Origin of the sequence: Rhodoferax ferrireducens, from assembly GCF_031458075.1 — a bacterium.
Classification (GTDB): Bacteria; Pseudomonadota; Gammaproteobacteria; order Burkholderiales; family Burkholderiaceae_C; genus Rhodoferax_B; species Rhodoferax_B ferrireducens_A.
Genome location: NZ_JAVDXT010000003.1, coordinates 532570 through 554357, shown reverse-complemented (window position 1 = coordinate 554357; position 21788 = coordinate 532570). Strand labels below are relative to the sequence as shown.

Annotated in this window: 20 protein-coding genes; 10 read left to right on the top strand and 10 right to left on the bottom strand. The window is 65.2% G+C overall.

The features are described from left to right. Positions 1-260: 260 nt before the first annotated feature. Positions 261-1175, top strand: coding sequence for a glutaminase (locus tag J2X19_RS18000; RefSeq protein ID WP_310375198.1), 915 nt, complete (start codon positions 261-263; stop codon positions 1173-1175). Here the strand turns inward: J2X19_RS18000 and J2X19_RS17995 are convergent. Beyond that, positions 1172-2056 (bottom strand): LysR family transcriptional regulator, encoded by an 885-nt coding sequence (locus J2X19_RS17995; protein ID WP_310375197.1) that lies wholly within the window; start codon positions 2054-2056, stop codon positions 1172-1174. The two genes, J2X19_RS18000 and J2X19_RS17995, sit on opposite strands and share 4 nt — an antisense overlap. Before the next feature lie 162 nt (positions 2057-2218). Here J2X19_RS17995 and J2X19_RS17990 point away from each other — a divergent pair, with 162 nt between their 5' ends. From J2X19_RS17990 to J2X19_RS17965, 6 genes are read left to right on the top strand one after another with little or no spacing between them, the layout of a single operon-like run. After that, positions 2219-3106: an alpha/beta hydrolase gene (locus J2X19_RS17990; RefSeq protein WP_310375196.1), complete on the top strand. Its 888-nt coding sequence runs from the start codon at positions 2219-2221 to the stop codon at positions 3104-3106. 41 nt (positions 3107-3147) lie between these two features. Further along, positions 3148-4092, top strand: a complete 945-nt coding sequence (locus J2X19_RS17985; RefSeq protein ID WP_310375195.1) for an ABC transporter permease — start codon at positions 3148-3150, stop codon at positions 4090-4092. Further along, the gene (locus J2X19_RS17980) at positions 4089-4910 is read left to right on the top strand and encodes an ABC transporter permease (protein WP_310375194.1); all 822 of its coding nucleotides are present in this window, start codon (positions 4089-4091) and stop codon (positions 4908-4910) included. The genes J2X19_RS17985 and J2X19_RS17980 overlap by 4 nt, the downstream gene beginning before the upstream one ends. Continuing rightward, positions 4907-6571, top strand: a complete 1665-nt coding sequence (locus tag J2X19_RS17975; protein ID WP_310375193.1) for an ABC transporter ATP-binding protein — start codon at positions 4907-4909, stop codon at positions 6569-6571. The genes J2X19_RS17980 and J2X19_RS17975 overlap by 4 nt, the downstream gene beginning before the upstream one ends. Before the next feature lie 30 nt (positions 6572-6601). After that, positions 6602-8164, top strand: coding sequence for an ABC transporter substrate-binding protein (locus J2X19_RS17970; RefSeq protein ID WP_310375192.1), 1563 nt, complete (start codon positions 6602-6604; stop codon positions 8162-8164). Between the two features lie 2 nt (positions 8165-8166). Next, on the top strand, positions 8167-9300 hold the full coding sequence (locus J2X19_RS17965; protein ID WP_310375191.1) for a C45 family autoproteolytic acyltransferase/hydrolase: 1134 nt from the start codon (positions 8167-8169) through the stop codon (positions 9298-9300). Between the two features lie 76 nt (positions 9301-9376). On the opposite strand, the gene J2X19_RS17960 is transcribed toward J2X19_RS17965, so the two are convergent. After that, positions 9377-10252 carry a LysR family transcriptional regulator gene (locus J2X19_RS17960; RefSeq protein ID WP_310375190.1) on the bottom strand — a complete coding sequence of 292 codons (876 nt, stop codon included), beginning with the start codon at positions 10250-10252 and terminating at the stop codon, positions 9377-9379. Between the two features lie 98 nt (positions 10253-10350). On the opposite strand from J2X19_RS17960, the gene J2X19_RS17955 reads away from it, so the two are divergent. Beyond that, on the top strand, positions 10351-11355 hold the full coding sequence (locus J2X19_RS17955) for a zinc-dependent alcohol dehydrogenase family protein (RefSeq protein WP_310375189.1): 1005 nt from the start codon (positions 10351-10353) through the stop codon (positions 11353-11355). 148 nt (positions 11356-11503) lie between these two features. Continuing rightward, complete coding sequence (locus J2X19_RS17950; RefSeq protein ID WP_310375188.1) at positions 11504-12016, top strand: GAF domain-containing protein; 513 nt, start codon at positions 11504-11506, stop codon at positions 12014-12016. Between the two features lie 65 nt (positions 12017-12081). Here the strand turns inward: J2X19_RS17950 and J2X19_RS17945 are convergent, their stop codons facing one another. Both J2X19_RS17945 and J2X19_RS17940 read right to left on the bottom strand, forming a co-directional pair. Continuing rightward, positions 12082-13458: a sensor histidine kinase gene (locus J2X19_RS17945; RefSeq protein WP_310375187.1), complete on the bottom strand. Its 1377-nt coding sequence runs from the start codon at positions 13456-13458 to the stop codon at positions 12082-12084. After that, positions 13455-14120 carry a response regulator gene (locus J2X19_RS17940; protein ID WP_310375186.1) on the bottom strand — a complete coding sequence of 222 codons (666 nt, stop codon included), beginning with the start codon at positions 14118-14120 and terminating at the stop codon, positions 13455-13457. Before J2X19_RS17940 ends, J2X19_RS17945 begins: the two co-directional genes overlap by 4 nt. Before the next feature lie 113 nt (positions 14121-14233). Between J2X19_RS17940 and J2X19_RS17935 the strand changes: the two genes are divergently transcribed. Continuing rightward, the gene (locus J2X19_RS17935; RefSeq protein ID WP_310375185.1) at positions 14234-15409 is read left to right on the top strand and encodes an alpha/beta hydrolase family protein; all 1176 of its coding nucleotides are present in this window, start codon (positions 14234-14236) and stop codon (positions 15407-15409) included. Between the two features lie 69 nt (positions 15410-15478). Here J2X19_RS17935 and xylA read toward each other — a convergent pair whose 3' ends face one another. From xylA to J2X19_RS17905, 6 genes are all read right to left on the bottom strand, one after another. Beyond that, positions 15479-16795, bottom strand: coding sequence for a xylose isomerase (gene xylA, locus J2X19_RS17930; protein WP_092762154.1), 1317 nt, complete (start codon positions 16793-16795; stop codon positions 15479-15481). 22 nt (positions 16796-16817) lie between these two features. Then, positions 16818-17984, bottom strand: coding sequence for an ROK family transcriptional regulator (locus J2X19_RS17925; protein ID WP_092762156.1), 1167 nt, complete (start codon positions 17982-17984; stop codon positions 16818-16820). 33 nt (positions 17985-18017) lie between these two features. Beyond that, a complete protein-coding gene (locus tag J2X19_RS17920; RefSeq protein WP_310375184.1) occupies positions 18018-18806 on the bottom strand; it encodes an ATP-binding cassette domain-containing protein in 789 nt (262 codons plus the stop codon). Beyond that, entirely contained in the window at positions 18806-19993 is a 1188-nt protein-coding gene (locus tag J2X19_RS17915; RefSeq protein WP_310375183.1) for a sugar ABC transporter permease, read from the bottom strand. The genes J2X19_RS17920 and J2X19_RS17915 overlap by 1 nt, the downstream gene beginning before the upstream one ends. A 90-nt stretch (positions 19994-20083) precedes the next feature. Continuing rightward, positions 20084-21112 (bottom strand): D-xylose ABC transporter substrate-binding protein, encoded by a 1029-nt coding sequence (gene xylF / locus J2X19_RS17910; RefSeq protein WP_116607562.1) that lies wholly within the window; start codon positions 21110-21112, stop codon positions 20084-20086. A 254-nt stretch (positions 21113-21366) separates the two neighbouring features. Then, positions 21367-21765, bottom strand: coding sequence for a hypothetical protein (locus J2X19_RS17905; RefSeq protein WP_310375182.1), 399 nt, complete (start codon positions 21763-21765; stop codon positions 21367-21369). Between the last annotated feature and the right edge of the window lie 23 nt (positions 21766-21788).

Sequence of the window (21788 nt, the reverse complement as noted above, 5' to 3'; positions counted from 1 at the left end):
TGCGGTGCCCCACCAGCTACCAACCAGCCGCACGACCGTCTGGGCCGGCCTCTCACCCACGGATAACCATTGGTTATTGCAATCTAGCGGGGCGAGGCCACCCTGCCGCCCGAAGGCGAGCGGTTGCGAGAACTCGAAGAAAATCAGTCCCTGGCGCCTATTCCATCTGCGCTAGCAGCTATTTATTTAATAGCAAACAGGCTTCTACGCAGCAACCGGGATGCAGGACAATCCGGGCTCTATTCTGTGTGGAGCCCTGTGTGAACTTCCAAGCCATCCTCGACGACATCGTTGCCACCGTGAAGCCGCAGCTCGGCGCGCAAGGCCAGGTGGCCAGCTACATCCCGGCGCTGGCCCGCGTCTCGCCGCAGCAATTCGGCATCGCCCTGCGCACCTGCGACGGGCTGGAGGCGGCCAGCGGCGACTTCGCCACGCCGTTCTCCATCCAGAGCATGTCCAAGCTGTTTTCGCTGACCATGGCGATGCAGCACCTGGGCGACGCACTGTGGCAGCGCATCGGCCGCGAGCCCTCGGGCAACCCGTTCAACTCGCTGGTGCAGCTGGAAAACGAGCATGGCAAGCCGCGCAACCCGTTCATCAATGCCGGCGCCATCGCCGTGGCCGACCGGCTGCTGTCGCACGGCGACGGCGTGGGCCAGCTGCTGGAGCTGCTGTCCGCGCTGTGCAACGAGCCGGTGCACCTCGACCCCGAGGTGGCCCAATCCGAGGCCGAGACCGGTTTCCGCAACCACGCGCTGGCCAACTTCATGAAGAGCTTTGGCAAGCTGGACAACCCCGTGGCCGCCGTGCTGGACCTGTACTTCCACCAGTGCGCGATCCGCATGAGCTGCCAGCAAATGGCCCGCGCCGCCGGCTACCTGTGCCGCGACGGCCGCCATCCCTACCGCCCAGGCGTGGCCGTGGTCAGCGCCAGCCAGGCGCGCCGCGTCAACGCGCTGATGCTGACCTGCGGCACCTACGACGCGGCCGGCGAATTCGCCTACCGCATCGGCCTGCCCTGCAAGAGCGGTGTCGGCGGCGGCATCGTCGCCGTGGTGCCCGACCAGCTGACCCTGTGCGTCTGGTCGCCGGCGCTGGACGCCAGCGGCAATTCGCTGCTCGGCATGCAGGCGCTGGAGCTATTTGCGGCGCGCACGGGACTGTCGATTTTCTAGGCTTTGCGGGCCAGCAGGGCCAGCATCTGCAGCCGGATCTGGGTGGTGATGTGCTCGCGCCGGCCGTGCTCCAGCATGCCCACCTGGCGCGTCGCAGGGCGGCCCGGCAGGGGCAGTACCTGTAGGGTCGGGTCGTTCACCCAGTCGGCATTGCGCCAATGCGGCACCACGGTGACGCCGACGTTCTGCCGCACCAGATCGACGATGCTGGACACCGAGCTGAGCTCCAGAAAGTCCTGCGGCATCAGGCCCAGCTTACGCAGGGTCTGCTCGATGCGGATACCGCTGGGCGTGCGCCGGTCGAAGCGCAGAAACGGGTTCTCGCGCAGCAGCTGCTTGATGTCGCTGTCCGGCTTGGCCACCAACGCACTCGCCACCAGCACCAGCGGCTCCACATACAGCGGCGTCCACAGCAGGCCCTGGCGTTCCAGCGGCGTGCCTTCGATCAGCACCGCGGCGTCCAGCGCGCCGCGTATCACGCTCTGGGCCAGACCGCTGGACTCCTGCACCACCAACCGCACATTGAGGCGCGGAAAGCGCGGCTTCATCGCCACCACGGTATTCGACAGCAGGCCCATGGCCGATACCGTCGAGCCCACCGTCACGGTGCCGGCAATCTCGCCGTCCTGCTCCAGGCCTTCGCGCATCTGGTCGTAGCTGGCGATGATCTTTTCCGCATGGGCGATCAATGCGCGCCCGGCCACGGTCAACAGCACGCCGCGGCCTGAACGCTCGAACAGCCCGGTCTTCAGCTCAGCCTCCAGCGCCCGCATCTGCAAGCCGACCGCTGCCTGCGTCAAGGCCACGCGCTCCGCGGCCCCCGCATACGAGCCCTCTTGCGCGACAACCAGAAAGGTGCGGAGAAATCGGATGGTGCTCATGGCAGGCCCCCGGTTTGGGGGTCCAAAAACAAAAGGATAACTTTATTATTACAAAACAAAATATAGATATTATTTTTAGAGTGGATGGAGAACAATTCGCCAGCAGCCACTGCTGTGACATGCAGTTGTGCTAAGCCAACGACCATTCCACTGCGAAGATTTATGCCTGATTTGCTCTCCCCAACCGACGGCCCCACAGCAGATGCATCCTTTGGCGCGATGCGTGCCGAAGCCATCTACGACCTGGGCCACAGCACCATCTTTGCGTCGCGCAGCGACCCGCGCTTTTCCTATTGCACCTACGCGCCGCCGCAGACCGGCAACGAGCAGCACCCGAAAGCGCTGGTGGTCGTGGTGCACGGCACCGGCCGGGCCTTCACCGAGTACCGCGACGCCTTTGCCGAATTCGCCAAATGGAACGACTGCATCGTGCTGTGCCCGTTGTTCCCCGCCGGCCCGCAGGGCGACGGCAACCGCGATGGCTTCAAGTTCCTGCAGGAAGGCGCGATCCGCTACGACCAGATCCTGCTGGACATGGTCGATGAAGTCGCCAAAAAGTTCGGCGCCGACTTCTCCCGATTCGCGCTGTTTGGCTATTCGGGCGGCGGCCAGTTCGTGAACCGCTTCGGTCTGCTGCACCCGGATCGCCTGTGGGCCTTGTCGATTGGCGCGCCGGGCTCGGTCACCTTGCTGGACTTCAACCAGGACTGGTGGGTCGGCGTACGCGACTTTGCCAGCCAGTTTGGCCAGCCGCTGAACCTGGATGCGCTGCAAGCCCTGCCGGTGCACATGGTGGTTGGCAAGGCCGATATCGAGACCTGGGAAATCACCCACCGCCCTGATGGCAAGTTCTTCATGCCCGGCGCGAATGACGCCGGCCGTACCCGGCCCGAGCGGCTGGAAACCCTGCGCCAGTCCTTCGAAGCCGCCGGCGTGCAAGTGCATCTGGACCTGGTGGACAACGTGCCGCACAACGGCCTGGCCTGCGTCGACAAGGTACAGGACTTCTTTGCCGCCACCCTGCGCCGCCTGCGGGCGGCCCGCCGCTAAACGGCCGCACCGCTAGCGCAACGAAACGGAAGAGCCCCACCATGCTGCGTTTTGTACTGTCCCGTCTGACCATGGCCTTGCCGACCCTGCTGATCGTGGCGGTGGCGGTGTTCGTGCTGATACGGTTGATCCCCGGCGATCCGGCCCAGTTGCTGCTGGGCGACCTGGCCGACCCGGTGCGCCTGGGCGAGCTGCGGGCCCGCCTGGGCCTGGACCAGAGCTGGTGGGTGCAGTTCGGCCTCTGGGCCGGCCATGCGCTGCAAGGCGATCTGGGCCTATCCATCACCACCGGCGAGCCGGTGATGCACCTGGTGTGGAGCCGCTTCCTGGTCAGCGCGCAGATCGTGCTGGTCGCCGTACTGCTGGCCACCCTGGTGGCCGTGCCAGCCGGCATGGTCGCCGCCTGGAAGCAGAACCGCACGCCCGATCTGCTGCTGGTCGGAACCGCCACCCTGCTGGTGTCGATACCCACCTTCTGGCTCGGCCTGCTGCTATTGCTGTTCTTCGGCCTGAAGCTCGAATGGCTGCCGGTGGTTGGCTATGTCTCGGTGTGGAGCGACTGGCAGAACGGCCTGCTGTACCTGGTGATGCCGATACTGACCCTGTTCCTGCACGAGATCGGCGTGTTGATCCGCATGGCGCGGGCCAGCACGCTGGAAGTGCTGCGGCTCGACTACATCACCCATGCGCGGGCCAAGGGCCTGTCGGAATCGGCGGTGCTGCTGCACCACGCATTCAAGAACTCCTTCGGCCCGACCTGGACCCTGATCGGCCTGGTGCTGGGCAATCTGCTGGGCGGTGTGGCGGTGGTCGAAACCGTCTTCACCATCCCCGGCCTGGGCCGGCTGCTGGTGGACGCGATCTTCGCCCGCGACTACCCGGTGATCCAGGGCTGCCTGCTGTTTGTCGCCGTCATCTACGTGCTCACCAATCTGCTGATTGACCTGTGCTATCCCCTCTTTGATCCAAGGGTGCTCGCGGAATGAAACGCTCTCTATCCCCCCAAGCGCTGATCGGCCTGCTGGTGGTCGGCCTGATCCTGGCCGCCGCGCTGATCGGCCTGTTCTGGACGCCGTTTGATCCGCTGAAGATCAACTTCTCGGCCCGCCTGAAATCGCCCAGCGCGCTGTATCTCTTGGGTACCGACGAGTTCGGCCGCGACGAGCTGTCGCGCCTGATGGCCGGTGCCGGCAACAGCGTCTGGATCAGCTGCCTGACGGTGCTGTTCTCGGTCACCATAGGCACGACCATCGGTGTGCTCACCGGCTTCATCCGCGGCTGGACCGACCACATCGTCATGGCCTTCATCAATGCCTTGCTGGCCTTTCCCGGCCTGCTGCTCGCGCTGGCCTTGCTGGCGGTGTTCGGCGCCAACCAGTACGGCATCATCCTGGCGCTGGGCCTGGCCTACACGCCGTCCGTCGCCCGGGTGGTGCGCGGCACGGTTCTGTCGCTGCGCGAAAAGGAGTTCATCGAATCCTCGCGCGTGCTGGGCAATTCCGAGCTGTACACCATGTTCCGCCATGTGCTGCCCAACTGCGTGGCGCCGCTGACGGTGCTGGCCACCTCGATGTTCGGCTGGGTCATCCTGTCGGAAAGCGCGCTGTCCTTCCTGGGCCTGGGCGTGCCGCCGCCGGCGCCCACCTGGGGCAATATGCTGGCCGCGGCACGGCCCTATATGGCGCAGGCCACTTATCTGTCGATCTTCCCCGGCTTGTGCATTGCGCTGACCCTGCTGGGCATCAACTTTCTGGGCGACGCGGTGCGCGACCTGCTGGACCCACGCATGCGGGGTGTTGCATGAAGCCGCTGGTCGAAGTCTCCCACCTGACCCTGGCGCTGGGCCAGGCCGGCCGCCAGATCGTCCGCGATGTGTCGCTGTCGATAGCCCCCGGCGAATTCGTCGGCATCGTCGGCGAATCCGGCAGCGGCAAAACCCAGGCGGCCCGCGCCATCATGGGCCTGACGCCATTGCCTCTGCTGCGCACCGCCGGCAGCATCAGCTTCGAAGGCGAAGAGCTGACCCAGGCCAGCCCGGCCCGGCTGCGCGAGCTGCGCGGCGCGCGCATCGGCATGGTGTTCCAGGAGCCTATGACGTCGCTGAACCCGTCGATGACCATAGGCCGGCAGCTCGACGAAGGCCTGGCCCTGCACCGCCGCGAACTGACGCCGGCGCAGCGGCAAGAGATGATGCTGGCGATGCTGGCCCGCGTCGGCATTGCCGACCCGCAGGCCGCGCTGGCCGCCTGGCCGCACGAGTTTTCCGGCGGCATGCGCCAGCGCATGATGCTGGCCTCGGTGATGCTGCTGGAGCCGGCGCTGCTGATTGCCGACGAGCCCACCACCGCGCTCGACGCCGTGGTGCAGCGCGATGTGCTGGAGCTGATTGTCAGCCTGACCCGCGAGCGCCACACCGCCGTGCTGCTGATCAGCCACGACCTGCCGATGGTGGCGCGCTACACCGACAGAGTCATCGTCATGCAGCACGGCGTGGTGGTCGAGACCGGCCTTACCGCGCAGCTGCTGGCCGCGCCGCAGCAGGACTACACCCGCAAGCTGCTGGAGGCGATACCGCGCCGGCAGGCGGCCCGCAGCGTGGCCGAAGAGGCACCGGTGATCGCCGTGCGCAACCTGGTGTTCGACTACCCCGGCAAGCGCAAGCTGTTCGCCAAGGCCGCGGCCAAGCGCGTGCTGCATGGCATCGACCTGGTGATCCGGCCGCGCGAAGTGGTGGCCGTGGTCGGTGGCTCGGGTTCGGGCAAGACCACGCTGGGCCGGGCGATTGCCGGACTGCTGCAGCCCACCGGCGGCGACATCCAGTTCCGCGGCAGATCCACCACCCGGGGTGCGGCCAGTTCTGTAGATTGGCAGGACTATCGGCTGAACTGCCAGATGGTGTTCCAGGACCCGTATTCCTCGCTGAACCCGCGCATGACGATTGGCCAACTGGTCGGCGAAGGCTTGCGCCTGCTGCCCGCCATGAGCAACGCCGACAAGCGCGCCCGCGTCAGCCAGATGCTGCTGGAAGTCGGCCTGGACGGCAAATACGCCGAGCGCTATGCACACGAACTCTCGGGCGGCCAGCGCCAGCGCGTGGCGATTGCCCGCGCCCTGGTGCGCCGTCCGTCCTTCGTGATTGCCGACGAGCCGGTGTCGGCGCTGGACGTGACGGTGCGCGCCCAGGTGCTCGAGCTGTTTGCTGAGCTGCAGGACCGCTATGGCTTCTCCTGCCTGTTCATCAGCCACGACCTGGGCGTGGTCGAGCAGGTGGCCGACCGGGTCATCGTGATGCAGGCCGGCCGGATCATCGAACAAGGCACGCGCGACACGGTGTTCGACCAGCCGCAGCATGCCTACACCCGCAAATTGCTGTCGGCGATTCCCGCGCTAACAGCTACCGACACCGGTGGCGTACAGCTGAAATGGCGCCATGACCTGCTGGATGCGGCACCCGCCCTGATGTAACCCCCTAGCTTTTTCAATGGAGTGACTGCTATGCGATTGAATCCCTTGCGTACCCGTGCGCTGCTACCCGCCTTGCTGGCAGTCTGCGGACTGGCCCAGGCCCAGACGGCACAGATGGTGGTGGCCCAACCCGCCGATGTGCGCTCCACCAACCCCGGCGTGAACCGCGACAACACTACCGACGGCGTGGTGCTGAACATGGTCGAAGGCCTGGTCGGCTACCACCAGAACGGCACCGTCGGCCCGCTGCTGGCCCAGAGCGTGGCCACTAGCGCCGATGGCCTGACCTATACCTTCAAGCTGCGGCCGAACCTGAAGTTCCACAACGGCGACGTGTTGACCTCGGCCGATGTGCTGTGGAGCTGGAAGCGCTATGCCGACCCGAAGACCGATTGGCGCTGCCTGAGCGACCTGGACGGCCGCTCGGGTGCCAAGGTCGTATCGGCCACGGCGCCGGACCCGCAGACCTTTGTGATGACACTGGAAAAACCGTCTGCGGTGTTCCTCGACACGCTGGCCCGCACCGACTGCGGCATGATGGCCATCCTCAGCAAGAAGTCGGTGAAGGAAGACGGCAGCTGGGACAAACCCATAGGTACCGGCCCGTTCAAGTTCGAGGAATGGAAACGCGGCGAGTACCTGACCATGAGCGCCTTCAAGGACTATGTGTCGCCGCCCGGCGCCAAGGTCGACGGCTACCTGGGCAACAAGAAGCCGCTGGTCGAGCAGGTGAAGTTCCTGGTCGTGCCCGACATGTCGACCTCCAAGGCCGGCCTGCAGTCGGGTGCCATCGACGCCGGCCAGATCACCTCCTCCGACGTGCAGGAACTGAAGAGCAATAAGAATCTGACGGTGATGGGCGTGACCGACGCCGGCAAGAACACCTTGCTGATGCAGACCAACGACCCGGTGCTGAAGGACGAACGCATCCGCCAGGCGATTGCGCTGTCGCTGGACATGAAGCAGATCGTCGAAGCCTCGTCCGAAGGCCTGGCCAAGGTCAACAATTCGGCGATCCCCGAGTCGTCGGCCTTCTACAGCCAGATCCAGAAAAAGGGCTACAAATACGATCCGGCCAAGGCCAAGCAGTTGCTCAAGGAGGCCGGCTACAAGGGCCAGCCCATCGTCATCCTGGCCAACAAACGCGCCCACGTGCCCAGCTTCTCTGTGGCGGTGCTGAGCCAGGCCATGATGCAGGCCGTGGGCATCAATGCGCAGATCGAGGTGCTGGAATGGGCCACCCAGCTGGACCGCTACAACAGCGGCAACTACCAGATGAGCTCGTTCTCGTATTCGTCGCGGCTGGACCCGGCGCTGGCCTACGAGCAGTTCTCCGGCCCCAAGGCCAAGCAGCCGCGCAAGGTCTGGGACGACCCGTACGTACAGAAGCTGATCGACCAGAGCTTTGTCGAATCCGACGTGAAGAAACGCCAGTTCCTGTTCGACCAGCTGCACACCGTGATGCTGGAGAAAACCCCGCTGATCGTCTTCTACAACATCACCGATTCCTGGGCAGTGCGCAAGCGCGTCACCGGCTTCTCGGTATGGGAAGGCAAGCCACTGCTGTGGAACACCAAGATCGCCGCCAAATAAGCATGCAGAAGCCCCAACAATTCCCCTTCGTGTCGGTCTCCGGCACGCCGTTTGAGCGCGGCCTGCAATACGGCCAGCAGGTCGCCGACCGGGTGCGCGGCAGCGCCCGCCTCTACGGCCAGACCCTGGTGAACCTGGGCTACAGCAACAGCGCGCGGGCCCAGCTGATCGGCTACTTCGAAAAGCAGATAGCAGACTTCGCGCCGCACTATCTGGAAGAGATGCGCGGCATCGCCCAAGGTGCGAATGTGCCGTTCGAAGACATTGTGATGGTCAACGCCCGTACCGAGGTGCTGGCCAAGGCCCGGGCCGAAAAGGTCCAAGCCGTGGACGCCGAGCCCGGCGACGGCTGCACCGGCGCACTAATCCTGCCCGAGCGCTCGGCCAGCGGCAACCTGCTGCATGGGCAGAACTGGGACTGGCGCGCCGAATGCGTGGACACCTCCATCGTGCTGCGCGTGCGCAATGACGATGGGCCGGACTTCCTGACCTTCGTCGAGGCCGGTGGCCTGGCGCGCAGCGGCATGAACAGCGCCGGCGTCTCCATCACCGCCAACTACCTGGAGTCCGACCGCGACTTCACCCAGCTGGGCGTACCGCTGTCGCTGATCCGCCGCAAGGTGCTCGAGCAGACCCATTTCTCGCTGGCGATGAAGGCCGTGGCCACCACGCCCAAGTCCTGCTCGAACAACATCATGCTGGGCATGGCCGAGGGCTTTGGCATCGACTTCGAATGCACCACCAACGAGGCCTTCCCGATCTACCCGGGCGCCGACCAGCTGATCGTCCACGCCAACCACTGGATGAGCCCGGTGGCGCTGGGCAAGCTGGTGGACGGCGGCATCGCCAATTCGCCCGACAGCCACTACCGCGACTGGCGGGTGCGCAAGCTGCTGAACCAGAAGGACCGGCTGGGCCGGCAGGATTTGAAAGATGCGTTCTTCGACAGCTTTGGCGGCCAGTACGCCGTGTGCCGCCCGCCGCGCATCGGCAGCAACGACAACCTGTCGGCCACCGTGGCCATGGTCATCATGGAGCCGGCGGTCGGCGAGATGGACGTGACGCCGCTGCCGGCGCTGAACCGGGTGTTCACCCGCTACAGCCTGACAGCCGAGCCGCAGCAGTTGGCGGCCTGAGAATTCAAGAAGAATCGGGCTCTAGCGCAGATACTAACTGCGCTGGCAGCTATATTTACTATAGCGCGATGGTGAGCTAACCGAAGCGCTCCACCAGAAAATCCACAAAGCTGCGCAGCTTGGGCGAGCGGTAGCGGTCGGGCAGATAGACCAGGCTCATCGGCCGGCTGGGCAGGGTGTAGCTGGGAAACAGTTGCACCAGGCGACCAGCCTGTACATCGGCCTGCAGCAGAAAGGCCGACTGCAGCACGATGCCCAAGCCGTGCAGCGCCGCCACCCGCAGCGCCTGCCCGTTATTGACCTGCAGACGGCCCGACACCGGTACCTGGCAGGTGCCCTCCTCCCCTGTCAAGGGCCAGTGCTGCAAGGCGGCGAGCGAAAACGACAGACATTCATGCTGGGCTAGATCCTCAGGCCGGACCGGCATGCCACGGCGCGCCAGGTAGTCGGGCGATGCGCAGACCATCAGACGGTATGGCGCCAGCGGTCGGGCGATCAGCGAATCCGGCAGCGGGCCAATGCGGATGGCGGCCTCGAAACCCTCCTCCACCAGATCCACCGTGTGGTCGCTTAAGGCCACATCCACACTCACCTCGGGGTAGCGCGCCATGTAGTCCGATAGGGCCGGCATCAAGGCTTCGGCGCCAAAGCTCACGGGTGCGGTGATGCGCAGCTTGCCGGCCGGCGCGAGCTGCTGGTTCTGCGCCTGGGCATCGGTTTCAGCCACCAGTCGGAGGATTTCCTTGCAGCGCAGGTAGTAGTCCTCGCCAAAGGCGGTGAGATGCTGGCGCCGGGTAGTGCGTTGCAGCAGCTGCATGCCCAGGCGCTTTTCCAGCGTGCGCAGGTGGTTGCCCGCCATGGTCGCCGAAATGCCGCAGGCCGTGGCGGCCGCGCTGAGGCTGCCTTTTTCCACGGCGTGCACATAGACCTGCATGCTGTCGAACACATCCATTCATCACTCCTGATTTCAAATCTATCAACTAAATCACAGTTTATCTCTGTTAATTTATTAATAACACTATCGACTTCCTTCATTCCAGAGAAAACACCATGCACGCAGTCCAACTCACCGCCCATTCCCTCAGCGCCTTTCACCTCACCGAGCTGCCCGACCCCCAGGCCGGCCATGGCGAAGTGCTGGTGCGCATGCGCGCCGCCACGCTGAACTACCTCGACGTAGCCGTCGCCCTTGGCGCCATACCCGGCGTGACTTTCCCCATGGTGCCGGTAGCCGATGGCGCGGGCGAAGTCGTGGCCCTGGGCGAAGGCGTCAGCGGCTGGGCGGTGGGCGACCGCGTGGTGCCGCACTTCATGCCGGGCTGGCAAGACGGCGCCATGGCGCCGCACAAGATAGCCGCGATGCGGGGTATCAACTTGCCGGGCTCGCTGGCCGACTACGTGGCCGTGCCCGCCCACAGCCTGGTTGCCCTGCCTGCGCACCTGGATTTCGTCCAGGGCGCGGCGCTGCCCATCGCCTCCACCACGGCCTGGAACGCTGTGCGCTCGGCAACGCTGCGGCCAGGGTCGGTGGTGGTGGTGCTGGGCACGGGTGCCGTCAGCATATTCGCCCTGCAGTTCGCCAAGGCGTCGGGCGCCACGGTGATCCTCGCTTCCTCCTCCGATGCAAAGCTGGAGCGCGCACGCCAGCTCGGTGCTGACCACGTGATCAACTACCGCGCCACCCCGGGCTGGGACGCAGAAGTGCTCAAGCTCACCGACGGGCGTGGCGCGGACCTGGTGGTGGAGACGGTGGGCGAGGCCACCATCGCCCGCTCGCTCAACGCAGCGGCGATGGGCGGCACGGTATTCACGGTGGGCTTTCTCTCCGGCACGGCAGCGTCCATCAACTTGATGCCCATCATCGTCAAGGCCTTGCGCATCGTCGGAAACAACACCGGTTCGGTCGCCGACCTGGCCCAAGCCACCCGCGCCATTGCCGCCCACCGCATCGTGCCGGTGATCGACCGGATCTTCGATATCGCCGACACCGGCGCAGCCTATGCCGAACTCAGCGCCGGCGGACGCCACTTCGGCAAGCTGGCCATCGTGCACTGAGCCAGAGCCAGAAGATCCACAAAAAATCGGGCGCTAGCGCAGATGGTTTCTGCGCTACCAGCTATTTCTTCTATAGCAAACTACGCAGGCCAACGCGCTATTCCCCCGCAACAAGATGTGGCTTGGGCGAGCGCTTAGACTGGCGGACATGTACTTGGATTACGAACCCGACGACGTGGACGTCAAGATTTCGGAGTTGCTGGTCGCCACCAGCGACTCCGCCGACCCCGAACTTCCGGCAGCCGTACCCGAGGTTCTGAAATTGCTGCGCACGTGCTTGGGCATGGACGTGGCTTTCGTGTCCCAAATCAGCAACGACCGCCGTACCTTCATGGCGGTGGACCAGGTGCCGGACTTCCCGCTGCTGGAGGCCGGCATGTCCGACCCGGTCGAAGAGAGCTGGTGCCAACGGGTTGTCGAAGGCCGGTTGCCCGAGCGGATGGAAGACGCCGCTCCCTACGTTGCGTCCGGACAGGCGCCTGACCCGGGCTTCCCCATCGGCACCCACCTGAGTACGCCCGTGCGCCTCTCGGGAGGCACGGTGTACGGCACCTTGTGCTGCTTCAGCCGCGGCATCCGAACAGGAGCCGACATCGACCGCCTGCGGTATACGGCGAGCCTGCTCGCAGCCCGGCTGGCGCCGGGGCCGGTTGCACCTTAGCAGCAGTATCCGCATGCGCCAGCGGATAAAGACAAGCTGCGCGCCGAACCCCGTAGTCCATTGATTTAGCCTCCTGCCGTAGCAGCTACCGGCATCGTTGCCACAAACACGCAGCCGCCGCCGTTGTGGCTGTGCAGCGCGATGTCGCCGCCCATGCGCACGCATGCCTGGCGGACGATGGCCAAGCCCAGGCCTGTGCCCGATGCAGACGCGCCCGCGCCGCGGTAGAAGCGCTCGAACACCAGCGCGTGCTCGTGCGCCGGGATGCCGGGGCCGCTGTCGGCGACCGCCAGTTGCAGTGCGCCGTCGCGCAAAGCCAGTGTCAGCGTGACCTCGCCCGCGCCGCCCGCGTACTTCACGGCGTTGTCCAGCAGATTGCGCAAAACGGACTCGTACAAGGCGACGGGCAGCGCAAGGGGCAGGCTGTCCGGCGCGTCCAAAATGAGTTCCACGCCCAGGCTGGCCGCATGGGGCGTGGCTTGCGCCAGGTGTTGCCGGGTCAGATCGGCGACGTCGACAAACTGGGCCGGCGCGTGGGTGGCCGCGTCCATGGTTGCGAGTTCCAGCAGCTGCTGCACCAGGTGCGAGCCGCGGGCCACGGCCTGCTGCAAATGCACGGTGGCCTCTTCGCGCTCCTGCAGATCGGTGGTCCGGGACAGCACATGGGCCTGGGCACTGATCACCGCGAGCGGCGTTCTCAGCTCATGCGCCGCGTCGTGCACGAACGAGCGTTCGCGCGCCACCTTGCCCCGCAGTTGCAACAGCATGTCGTCCAACGCGTTCACCAACGGTGTCAGTTCGGCGTACCGGGGCACAACACCCAGCGGCGACAAGTCCCCGGCCGCGCGCTGCTCTATCGACTGGCCCAGCATGCGCAGGGGTCTGAGGCCGCGAGCCGCGGCAATCCACACAGGGAGCAGCGCAAACGGAAAGGCCACCAGAAACGGCAGCGCCAGCGAATCGAATATCCACCGCAGCACCCACTGCGTGCTGACCTGCGGTTCGGCGATCCACAGCTGCCAGCGACCGGAGGGGCCGGCAAACAGCCAATACGCTTGGCCGTTCAAGCGGGTGTCCACGACCTGGCCGGACGCGCCCTGCAATGTCTTGCCGGCGATTTCCGGCGATGCAAAAAGCTCTTGCCCGTCCATGGAGCGTAGCTGGAACAGCAAGTCTCCTGGCAGCTGGCTGTCTTGGCTGCGTGCCGCATTGAACTGTTGGGCCGTGACCTGCACCGCGTTGATCGCAAGCTCGTCGCGTTGCATGCCGGCCAGCGCATCCAGCAGGCCGCGGCCCGCCTGCTGCAAACCGGAATGGGTGCGCAGCCTGGCGCGAAAATCCAGGTAGCTATAGCTCGCCACCGCGCACCACGCGAGCGCAAACGCCAGCAACAGCGCGGCCACAATGCGGCGTACCAAGGTGGGGTTCCACAGCGCCTTCACGGAACGAGCATGTAGCCGACGCCGCGCACGGTCTTGATGCGCTCGGCACCGACCTTGCGCCGCAGGTTGGACACGTGCACCTCGATCAGTCCGAAGTCCAAAGGCTCGCCCAAAGGTTCCAGGCGGCGGGCCAGCGTGCCCTTGACCACCACCGCGTTGGGCTCACGGGCCAGCTCCAGCAGCAACTGAAATTCACGGTGCGACAAGGCCAGGGCTTCGCCACACAGCCGCGCGCGGTGGCTGCGCGGCTCGATCTCCAGATCGCCCACCGACCAGACATCGCTGGCTTGCTTGGCACAGCGCCGCAGGACGGCGCGCAGCCGAGACGCCAGTTCCTCGGGGGCAAAGGGCTTCACGATGAAGTCGTCCGCCCCGTTGTCGAGCCCGGCCAGGCGCTCCGACAGCGCCTCTCGGGCGGTGATGATGATGACGGGCACCTGGGCCGTCCGGGCAGACTGGCGGCGCCATCGGGTGAGGAGGTCCAGGCCGTCGCCGTCGGGCAGAGACAGGTCCAGCAGGACGCAGTCGAAGCCCTCGTCCTCCAGCGTACGGGGGGCGTCCGCGGCGCGCCTGCGCCACTCGCTGCTGATGCCCTCCAGCTTCAGGGATTTCTGCAAGGCGGGCCCCAGGTCCAGGTCGTCTTCGATCAGCAATACGTGCATGCGGTGGATTGTCTGCGACCCAGCTTTGGCTAAGCCAAAGGTTGGTGGTTCAAAAATGCGCACGGTCGACGGGAACCGTCTTCGCTCCTCAACTTTGCAGAATCCACACCGCCATGAAACATCCCCAAATCCGATGGCCGCAGCGCATTCCAGCGGCATTGGCCCGGCCCACTTTAAGCGCCTGCTGCGCCGCATTGCTCAGCCTGGGTGGCTGCGGCGGTGGCGCTGAAGAGGCCGCCAGCACGGCGGCACCGCAAGGCTACGCCAGCCGCTGCCTGCTGCCACCCGGTGCGTCCAACGCCCTGCTGCTACCGGCGCCCACCGGGGAGCACTGCATAGGCAAGGCCGGATTCCGCTTGCTGGACGCCGCACGCGCGGAGGCCTATACGGCCGAACAAAGCGACCGGCGGGAGCTGAACGTCAAGGTCTGGTATCCCACGGCGGCCACCGCGGGCGGTACACGGGCCGACTATTTGGGGCCGGCCATCGCCCCGCTGGTGAAGGCGCAACTGTCTATCCCGCCTACAGCGGCCGACGTGCTGACCAATGCCAAACCGGGGACTCCGCTGCAACCGGGAAGTGTCTACCCGGTGCTCATTTTCTCGCCCGGCTATGGCATGGTGGTGGAAGCCTACTCCACCCTGCTGGAAGACCTGGCCAGCCATGGCATCGTCGTGGTGGCAATCGACCACCCCTACATCTCCGGGGTCACGTCCACGGCCAGCGGGCAGCTGGTGCAGGCCTTGGCCGGGCCTGCACCAACGCAGCAATTGCCGGCATTCCTGGACGGCGCGGTGGCCACGCTGGTCGCGGACCAGCGCTATGTGCTCGACTGGTTGCAGGGCCCCCACACGGGCCTGCTGGCTGGCCACCTGGATCTGGCGCGTATCGGGCTCCTGGGGCATTCCATAGGCGGCGCGGCCGCGGTCCAGACAGCACGGTCTGATGCACGCGCCAAGGCCGGCCTGGATATCGACGGCACCGTCTACGGCGGCACGGCAGGCCCCTGGCAAAAGCCCTTGGTGTTCCTGCTGGCCTCCAACCACGTCGCGGACCCGAGCATCGACACGGTACTGCGGCTGGCCACCGGCCCCACCCGCAGCGCCACGGTGCAAGATGCCGGGCACCTGGACTTCAGCGATCTGAAATGGCTGCTCCATTTTTATGCGCCTGGCCTTTCGGCCAGGGCGCTGGCTACGCAGGGTTTGGGCATCGTGGAGGCATCGAAAGCCTTGCAAGCCACGCGGCAGGAGAGCTTGTCCTTTCTTCAGCAGTTCATCGGGCTTTGAGTAAACGCATGAAATCGGGCTCTGGCGCAGATATTACCTGCGCCAGAAGCTACTAATTTAATAGCAACTTCAAATAAACGCGTTCAGCAGGTTCTCCATGTATTCCTGCCGTCCCGACACCGGGCGCGGATCGGCACCACCGGCCAGCACCTGCGCGGCCAGGTCGTCCAGGCTGACTTTACCGGCCAGGATGTTCTGCGCTTCGGGGGACTTCCAGCCGGCGTAGCGGTCGGCGATGGCCTTCTCGACGCGGCCGTCGGTGATCATCTTTTCGGCGATCAGCAGCGCGCGGGCGGTCACGTCCATGCCGCCGATGTGGCCGTAGAACATGTCTTGCGGGTCGATGGACTGGCGGCGCACCTTGCTGTCAAAGTTCACGCCGCCGGTCTTGAAGCCGCCGCCTTGCAGGATCAGATACATGGCCAGCGCGGTGTCGGGGATGCTGTTGGGGAACTGGTCGGTGTCCCACTGGCATTGCATGTCGCCGCGGTTCATGTCGATGCTGCCGAAGATGCCGAGGTCGATGGCGGTGGCGATTTCGTGCTCGAAGCTATGGCCGGCCAGGGTGGCGTGGTTGGCTTCGATGTTGACCTTGATTTCCTTTTCCAGGCCGAAGCGGCACAGGCTGCCGTAGACGGTGGCCACGTCGTAGTCGTACTGGTGCTTGGTGGGTTCGCGCGGCTTGGGTTCGATCAGTATCGTGCCCTTGAAGCCGATCTTGTGTTTGTATTCGACCACCATGTTCAGGAAACGGCCCATCTGGTCCAGCTCCTGGCCCATGCGGGTGTTCAGCAGGGTCTCGTAGCCTTCGCGGCCGCCCCACAGCACATAGTTTTCGCCGCCCAGTTTCAGGGTGGCGTCCATGGCTTCCTTGACCTGCAAGGCGGCCATGCCGAACAGGGCCGGATCGGGGTTGGTGGCCGCGCCGGACATGAAGCGACGGTGGCTGAACAGGTTGGCTGTGCCCCACAGCAGCTTCATGCCGGTTTGCTGCTGCTTCTCGCCCAGCACGTCGACCATCTCGTGCAAATGGTTGACGCTCTCGCGCGGAGTCGCGCCTTCGGGGGCCACGTCACGGTCGTGGAAGCAGTAGTAGGGCACACCGAGCTTGGCGAAGAATTCAAACGCCGCATCGGCCTTGGCGCGGGCCGCGGCCATGGGGTCGGCCACATGCTGCCAGGGGCGTTCGAAGGTGCCGTCGTAGCCAAACGGGTCGAAGCCGTTCCAGCAGAAGCTATGCCAGTAGCAGGCGGCAAAGCGCAGATGGTCTTCCATGCGTTTGCCCAGTACCAGCTTGTCGCGGTCGTACCACTTGAAGGCCAGCGGGTCCGTCGATGCAGGGCCTGCAAATTGGACGGGGGCGATTTCGGAGAAATAGGAGGGCATGGAAGATCCTTTTGGGTTGGGTTTAAGGGGGTGGAGCCGTCTGCCCAGCGCGCGCGCGCCGGGCTTCGGAATTGGGGTGCATGGGGCGCAGGTATTCGTGCAGGGTCAGCGCGGCGGCGCCCACGGCCGAGGCCAGCTGGCCGTAGCGCGCGGTGCGCACGCTGGGCGGCGGCATGCCGGCGCTGGCCGCGTACTGGGCCACGGTGTCGATGGCGCTTTGCAGAAATTCGGGGTGGTGGTCACACGACTTGCCGCCGACCACGATGGCGCGTGGATTGAAGGTGGTCCACAGGTTTTGCAGCAGCACGCCCAGGTAGTGGCCGGAGCGGCTCAGGTCTACCGCTGCACCGTTCTGGCCGCTGAGCGCGCGCAGACCGATGAAGGCCTCGGCGCAGCCCTTGCGGCCGCACGAGCACAGCGGGCCGTCGATCTGCATGATGGTGTGGCCGATTTCGCCGGCCATGCCTTGCGCGCCGCTGAACAAGCGGTCGTTCGACACGATACCCGCGCCCACGCCGACGTCGCAGCTCACGAAAATCAGCGGGTCTTCGCCCTCGCCGTCGGCAAATTCGTATTCACCCAGCGCGCCGGCGTCGGCATCGTTTTGCAGCTGCACCGGCACGGGCGGCAGGCCAACTTCGGCCAGTGCGCGGGTCAGCAGGCTCAGCAAGTCCAGCTGGCGCCAGCCCAGATTCGGGGCGAACAGCACCTTGCCGGTGTCGTGGTCGATGGCGCCCGGCGTGCAGGCGCCCACGCCCACCAGCTGCAAGCCCAGCGCGGTGATGCCCTGGTAGGCGGTGGCCACCATGCGGGCGGTTTGCTGGCAGGCCCGGGCTGGGGTGGTGCTGGCCAGCGGCTGTTCTTCGGAATGCAGGATTTCGCCCTGCAGGGTGACGCAGACCACGCGCACCACCTGCACCGCGATTTCCACGCCGATCAGCGCACGCCGGCCTTCGTGGATGCGCAGCGGGGTGGACGGCCGGCCCAGGCCTTCGTTGACGGTCTCGCCGGCTTCGGTCAGCCAGCCGTCGTCCAGCAGCTCGCGCACCAGCAGGCTGACTGTCGATTTGGTCAGGCCGCTCTCGGTCGCCAGCCGGGCCCGCGACAGGCCGGGCTGGGCGCGCAGCAGCCGCAGCAGCACACTGCGGTTGATGCGCTTGACGAGTTGTTGGTCACCGGTGGTTTTCATAGCGGGCACGTTGTAAACAGAGATGGCAGCAGTCTAGATGCTGCGCTCCGCCTGTACCTTCCCCTCGGGCCGTTTACCGGTAATGATCATGCCCAGCACCTCGTCTTCCGTCACATCGGCGGTGTTGTAGGTGCCGACCAGCTTGCCGTTCTTCATCACCGCCAAACGGTCGCTCAGGCCGAACACATCGGGCATGTCGTGGGTGATCAGGAAGATGCCCACGCCCTCGCTTTTCAGCTGCTGCACCAGGCGGCCCACCATGGCGGTTTCTTCCGGGCCCAGGGCCGCACAGGGCTCGTCCATGATCAGGATGCGGGCGTTGAAATACAGCGCGCGGGAGATCGCCACCACCTGGCGCTGGCCGCCCGACAGGCGGCGCACGGGCACGCGGATGTTGCTGAAGTTCTTGTTGAGACGGGCAAACACCTTGCGGGCGTTGACCTCCATGAAATGGTCGTCCAGCGTGTTCCAGGGCGTGAGCTTTTCGCGGCCCAGGAACAGGTTGGCCACCGAGTCCAGGTTGTCGGCCAAGGCCAGGGTCTGGTAGATGGTTTCTATGCCCTGGGCCTGGGCCTCGGACGGGGTGCGGATATGGACTTTTTCGCCGGCCACCAGGGTGTCGCCGGAATCGATCGGGTAGGCGCCGGCCAGCATCTTCATCAGCGTGGACTTGCCCGCGCCGTTGTGGCCCAGCAGGGCGACGACTTCGCCGGGATACAGGTTGATGCTGACGCCATCGACAGCCACCACGCCGCCAAAGGCCTTGCGGATGTCGCGCAGCTGGACCAAAGGTTGGGCCAGGGGTTGGGAGTGATCGGCCATCAGCGATCTCCCGTGAATTTGCGGTACAGCACGTCAAACACCACGGCGATGATCAGCACCTGGCCGATGATGACCATGCGTTTGCCGATGGACACGTCGAGCAGCAGCATGCCGCTGTCCAGCGACTGCATGATCAGCGCGCCCAAAACAGAGCCGAAGATCGAGCCGCTGCCGCCGGCCAGCGCCGTACCGCCTATCACCGCCGCGGCGATCACGTACAGCTCCATGCCGGTACCCAGCGAATTCGTGCCGGCGTTCAGCCGCGCTATGGAAACAATAGCTGCAACCGTAATCAATACGCCCAGCAGCGCGAATAATTGCAAGGTCACGCGTTTGACAGGAATGCCCACCAGCGCCGCCGCGTCGGGGTTGCCGCCCATGGCGTAGACGTAGCGGCCGAAACGGGTGCGGTGCACCAGAAACGACAGCCCACCGGCCACCACCGCCCAGATCAGCACCGGCACGGGGATGCCTTGCGGCTCGGTCTTGCTGGAGATTTGGTAATGGTTCATGGTGCCGGCAAAGGCCAGCAGCAGGGCGATGGGCGCGCCGACCAGCAGCGCCTCCATCCACAGCGGATCGGTGGCCACGCCGTGGCGCTGGCGGGAGCGGCGCTTTTGCACCGCCCGCAACAGCAGCGCCAGGCTGACCAGCCCGACCACCACCCAGCTGGCCGTGGTGCCAATGCCACCGTCGTAGCCGCCACCCAGGCGCAGAAAAAAGTCGTTGGTGACCGGCTGGGTCTTGCCGTCGGCCACCAGAAAGGCCGCGCCGCGGAACGACATGAGTCCCCCCAGCGTGACCACGAACGAGGGCACGCCGAGCACCGCCGTCAGCCAGCCCTGGTAGATCGACACCGCCATCGCCACGGCCAGCCCGGCCAGGCAGGCCGCGGGCCAGGACCAGTTGGCGCTGTACTGCAAATAGGCGATCAACACGCCGACAAACCCCATCACCGAGCCCACCGACAGGTCGATATGCCGGGCCACGATCACCAGCACCATCACGGTGGAGACGATGCCCACCACCGCCGTCTGCTGGGCAATGTTGTAGAGATTTTCTGGCGAGAAAAACAGGCCGTCGGTCATCAGGCCGAAGGCCGATGCCAATGCAGCCAGCACCAGGCTCATCAGCACCAACCGCCAGTCGATGGCGGCATTGCGCCAGGCAGGGGAAGAAGGGTTCATATCAAGCGTCCGGAATGGAGAACATGCTGCACGCTGGCGCCCGCCCCGGTGCCGGGACGGTGCGCATCAGCGTGTGTGTGCAGAAGCTGCTTACTTGCAGGCGGCCGGGGCTGCAGCTGCATCGACACCCTTGCACAGCTCATCCTTCTTGATCCAGCCAGCTTTCACCACCACGTCGAGGTTGTCGCGGGTGATGGCCACGGGCTTGAGGAAGTGCGAGTCCAGTGCGATCTTCTTTTCGCCACCGTTCCAGCTGACGGTGCCGGGCACTTTCTTGCCGCCGGCCAGGTCGACAGCAGCCGTTGCGGCTTCACGGCCCAGGTCGCGTGCATCCTTCCACACCGAGACGGTTTGCGAGCCCAGGGCCACGCGGTTCAGCGCGGCGAAGTCGCCGTCCTGGCCGGACACCGGAATGCCCTTGATGCCCTTGGAGGTCAGCGCTGCCACCACACCGCCGGCGGTGCCGTCGTTGGAGGCCACCACGGCATCGACCTTGCCACCGTTCTTGGTCAGGATCTGCTCCATGTTCTTTTGCGCGACTTCGGGCTTCCAGCCGTCGGTGTATTCCTCACCAACAATCTTGATGGCGCCGGACTTGACGGCAGCGTCGATCACCTCTTGCTGGCCTTCGCGCAGGAAGTTGGCGTTCGGGTCGGTGGGCGAGCCCTTGATCATCACGTAGTTGCCCTTGGGCTGGGCCTTGAACACGGCGCGGGCCTGCATGCGGCCGACTTCCTTGTTGTCGAAGGTGATGTAGTAGACGCCGGGCGCTTCGATCAGGCGGTCATAGGCGATGACGGGTACCTTCTGCTTGGTGGCCTTGTTGACGGCGGGCAGGATCGCGTCCTTGTCCATGGCCAGCACGATCAGCACCTTGGCGCCCTTGGTCATCAGGCCTTCGATGTCGCCCAGCTGCTTTTCGGGCGAGCCGCCGGCATCGGCGCTGATGTACTTGGCGCCCAGCTTTTCCAGCTGGGTCTTGATGGCGGCCTCGTCGGTTTTCCAGCGTTCCTCCTGGAAGTTGGACCAGCTCACCCCCACCGTCATTTGCGCAAAAGCTGCGCTGCTGACCAGGCCCAGGGCCAGGACGGACAGGGTTTTCTTGAATGTGTTTTGCATGCTTGTCTCCATTGGGTGCCTGCTTGAGGCGGGTCTAGGAAGTGCCAGCGCTCTTTGCTTTAGTTCGACTTCCGCACGAACTATCCAACATTTTTGGCTTTGGCTTATTGGGACTTACCCCATCGTCCTGCGCAGCGGAGACGGCAGGCAGGCGCAGGTTGGCCTGCCAGGGAATCGAAAATTTATGGATTAAATTGGCTTTCAGCGCATATGGAATATGCGCCAGCAGCTCTCAAATCCGTAGCATTTGCGGATCAGGCGACGGCGTTGGCTACGCGGGTGTAAAAAGCCATGTCGTGGCGGAACTGGGCTTCGGTGATCAGCTTGCTGTTGCGCTGGAATTCCAGGCTGTCGATGGCCTGGTCGATGGCGGCCTTGTAGTCCTGGCTGGAGCTGGCAATGGCGTTCACCGGGCCGTCGGCTGCGCTGCGCTCGCTGGCCACCGGTGCCAGGCCGACCGCCAGCACCGGGCGGATCGGCGCATCGCGCTCGGCCAGATCGCGCGCGGCCTGGGAGATAGTGACCGTGTCGCCGCCCAGGGCTGCATTGGGTGCAGCCGCGCCGGGGGTAGCCGCAGCCCCGGCAGCCAGGCGTGCAGGCGCATAGGCCGGCGGGGCCATAGATGCTGCCATGCGGCTGGCTTGGATGTTCATACGCTTCCCTCAACAGGTGCTTG

Excerpts from the sequence above, each read along its gene's own strand:
- J2X19_RS17965 (WP_310375191.1), top strand. The coding sequence starts at position 8,167 with ATGCAGAAGCCCCAACAATTCCCCTTCGTGTCGGTCTCCGGCACGCCG.
- J2X19_RS17950 (WP_310375188.1), top strand. The coding sequence starts at position 11,504 with ATGTACTTGGATTACGAACCCGACGACGTGGACGTCAAGATTTCGGAG.
- J2X19_RS17925 (WP_092762156.1), bottom strand. The coding sequence starts at position 17,984 with ATGAAAACCACCGGTGACCAACAACTCGTCAAGCGCATCAACCGCAGT.
- J2X19_RS17960 (WP_310375190.1), bottom strand. The coding sequence starts at position 10,252 with ATGGATGTGTTCGACAGCATGCAGGTCTATGTGCACGCCGTGGAAAAA.
- J2X19_RS17905 (WP_310375182.1), bottom strand. The coding sequence starts at position 21,765 with ATGAACATCCAAGCCAGCCGCATGGCAGCATCTATGGCCCCGCCGGCC.
- J2X19_RS17935 (WP_310375185.1), top strand. The coding sequence starts at position 14,234 with ATGAAACATCCCCAAATCCGATGGCCGCAGCGCATTCCAGCGGCATTG.
- J2X19_RS17980 (WP_310375194.1), top strand. The coding sequence starts at position 4,089 with ATGAAACGCTCTCTATCCCCCCAAGCGCTGATCGGCCTGCTGGTGGTC.
- J2X19_RS17975 (WP_310375193.1), top strand. The coding sequence starts at position 4,907 with ATGAAGCCGCTGGTCGAAGTCTCCCACCTGACCCTGGCGCTGGGCCAG.
- J2X19_RS17985 (WP_310375195.1), top strand. The coding sequence starts at position 3,148 with ATGCTGCGTTTTGTACTGTCCCGTCTGACCATGGCCTTGCCGACCCTG.
- J2X19_RS17915 (WP_310375183.1), bottom strand. The coding sequence starts at position 19,993 with ATGAACCCTTCTTCCCCTGCCTGGCGCAATGCCGCCATCGACTGGCGG.
- xylA (WP_092762154.1), bottom strand. The coding sequence starts at position 16,795 with ATGCCCTCCTATTTCTCCGAAATCGCCCCCGTCCAATTTGCAGGCCCT.
- J2X19_RS17970 (WP_310375192.1), top strand. The coding sequence starts at position 6,602 with ATGCGATTGAATCCCTTGCGTACCCGTGCGCTGCTACCCGCCTTGCTG.
- J2X19_RS17940 (WP_310375186.1), bottom strand. The coding sequence starts at position 14,120 with ATGCACGTATTGCTGATCGAAGACGACCTGGACCTGGGGCCCGCCTTG.
- xylF (WP_116607562.1), bottom strand. The coding sequence starts at position 21,112 with ATGCAAAACACATTCAAGAAAACCCTGTCCGTCCTGGCCCTGGGCCTG.
- J2X19_RS17990 (WP_310375196.1), top strand. The coding sequence starts at position 2,219 with ATGCCTGATTTGCTCTCCCCAACCGACGGCCCCACAGCAGATGCATCC.
- J2X19_RS17920 (WP_310375184.1), bottom strand. The coding sequence starts at position 18,806 with ATGGCCGATCACTCCCAACCCCTGGCCCAACCTTTGGTCCAGCTGCGC.
- J2X19_RS17995 (WP_310375197.1), bottom strand. The coding sequence starts at position 2,056 with ATGAGCACCATCCGATTTCTCCGCACCTTTCTGGTTGTCGCGCAAGAG.
- J2X19_RS17955 (WP_310375189.1), top strand. The coding sequence starts at position 10,351 with ATGCACGCAGTCCAACTCACCGCCCATTCCCTCAGCGCCTTTCACCTC.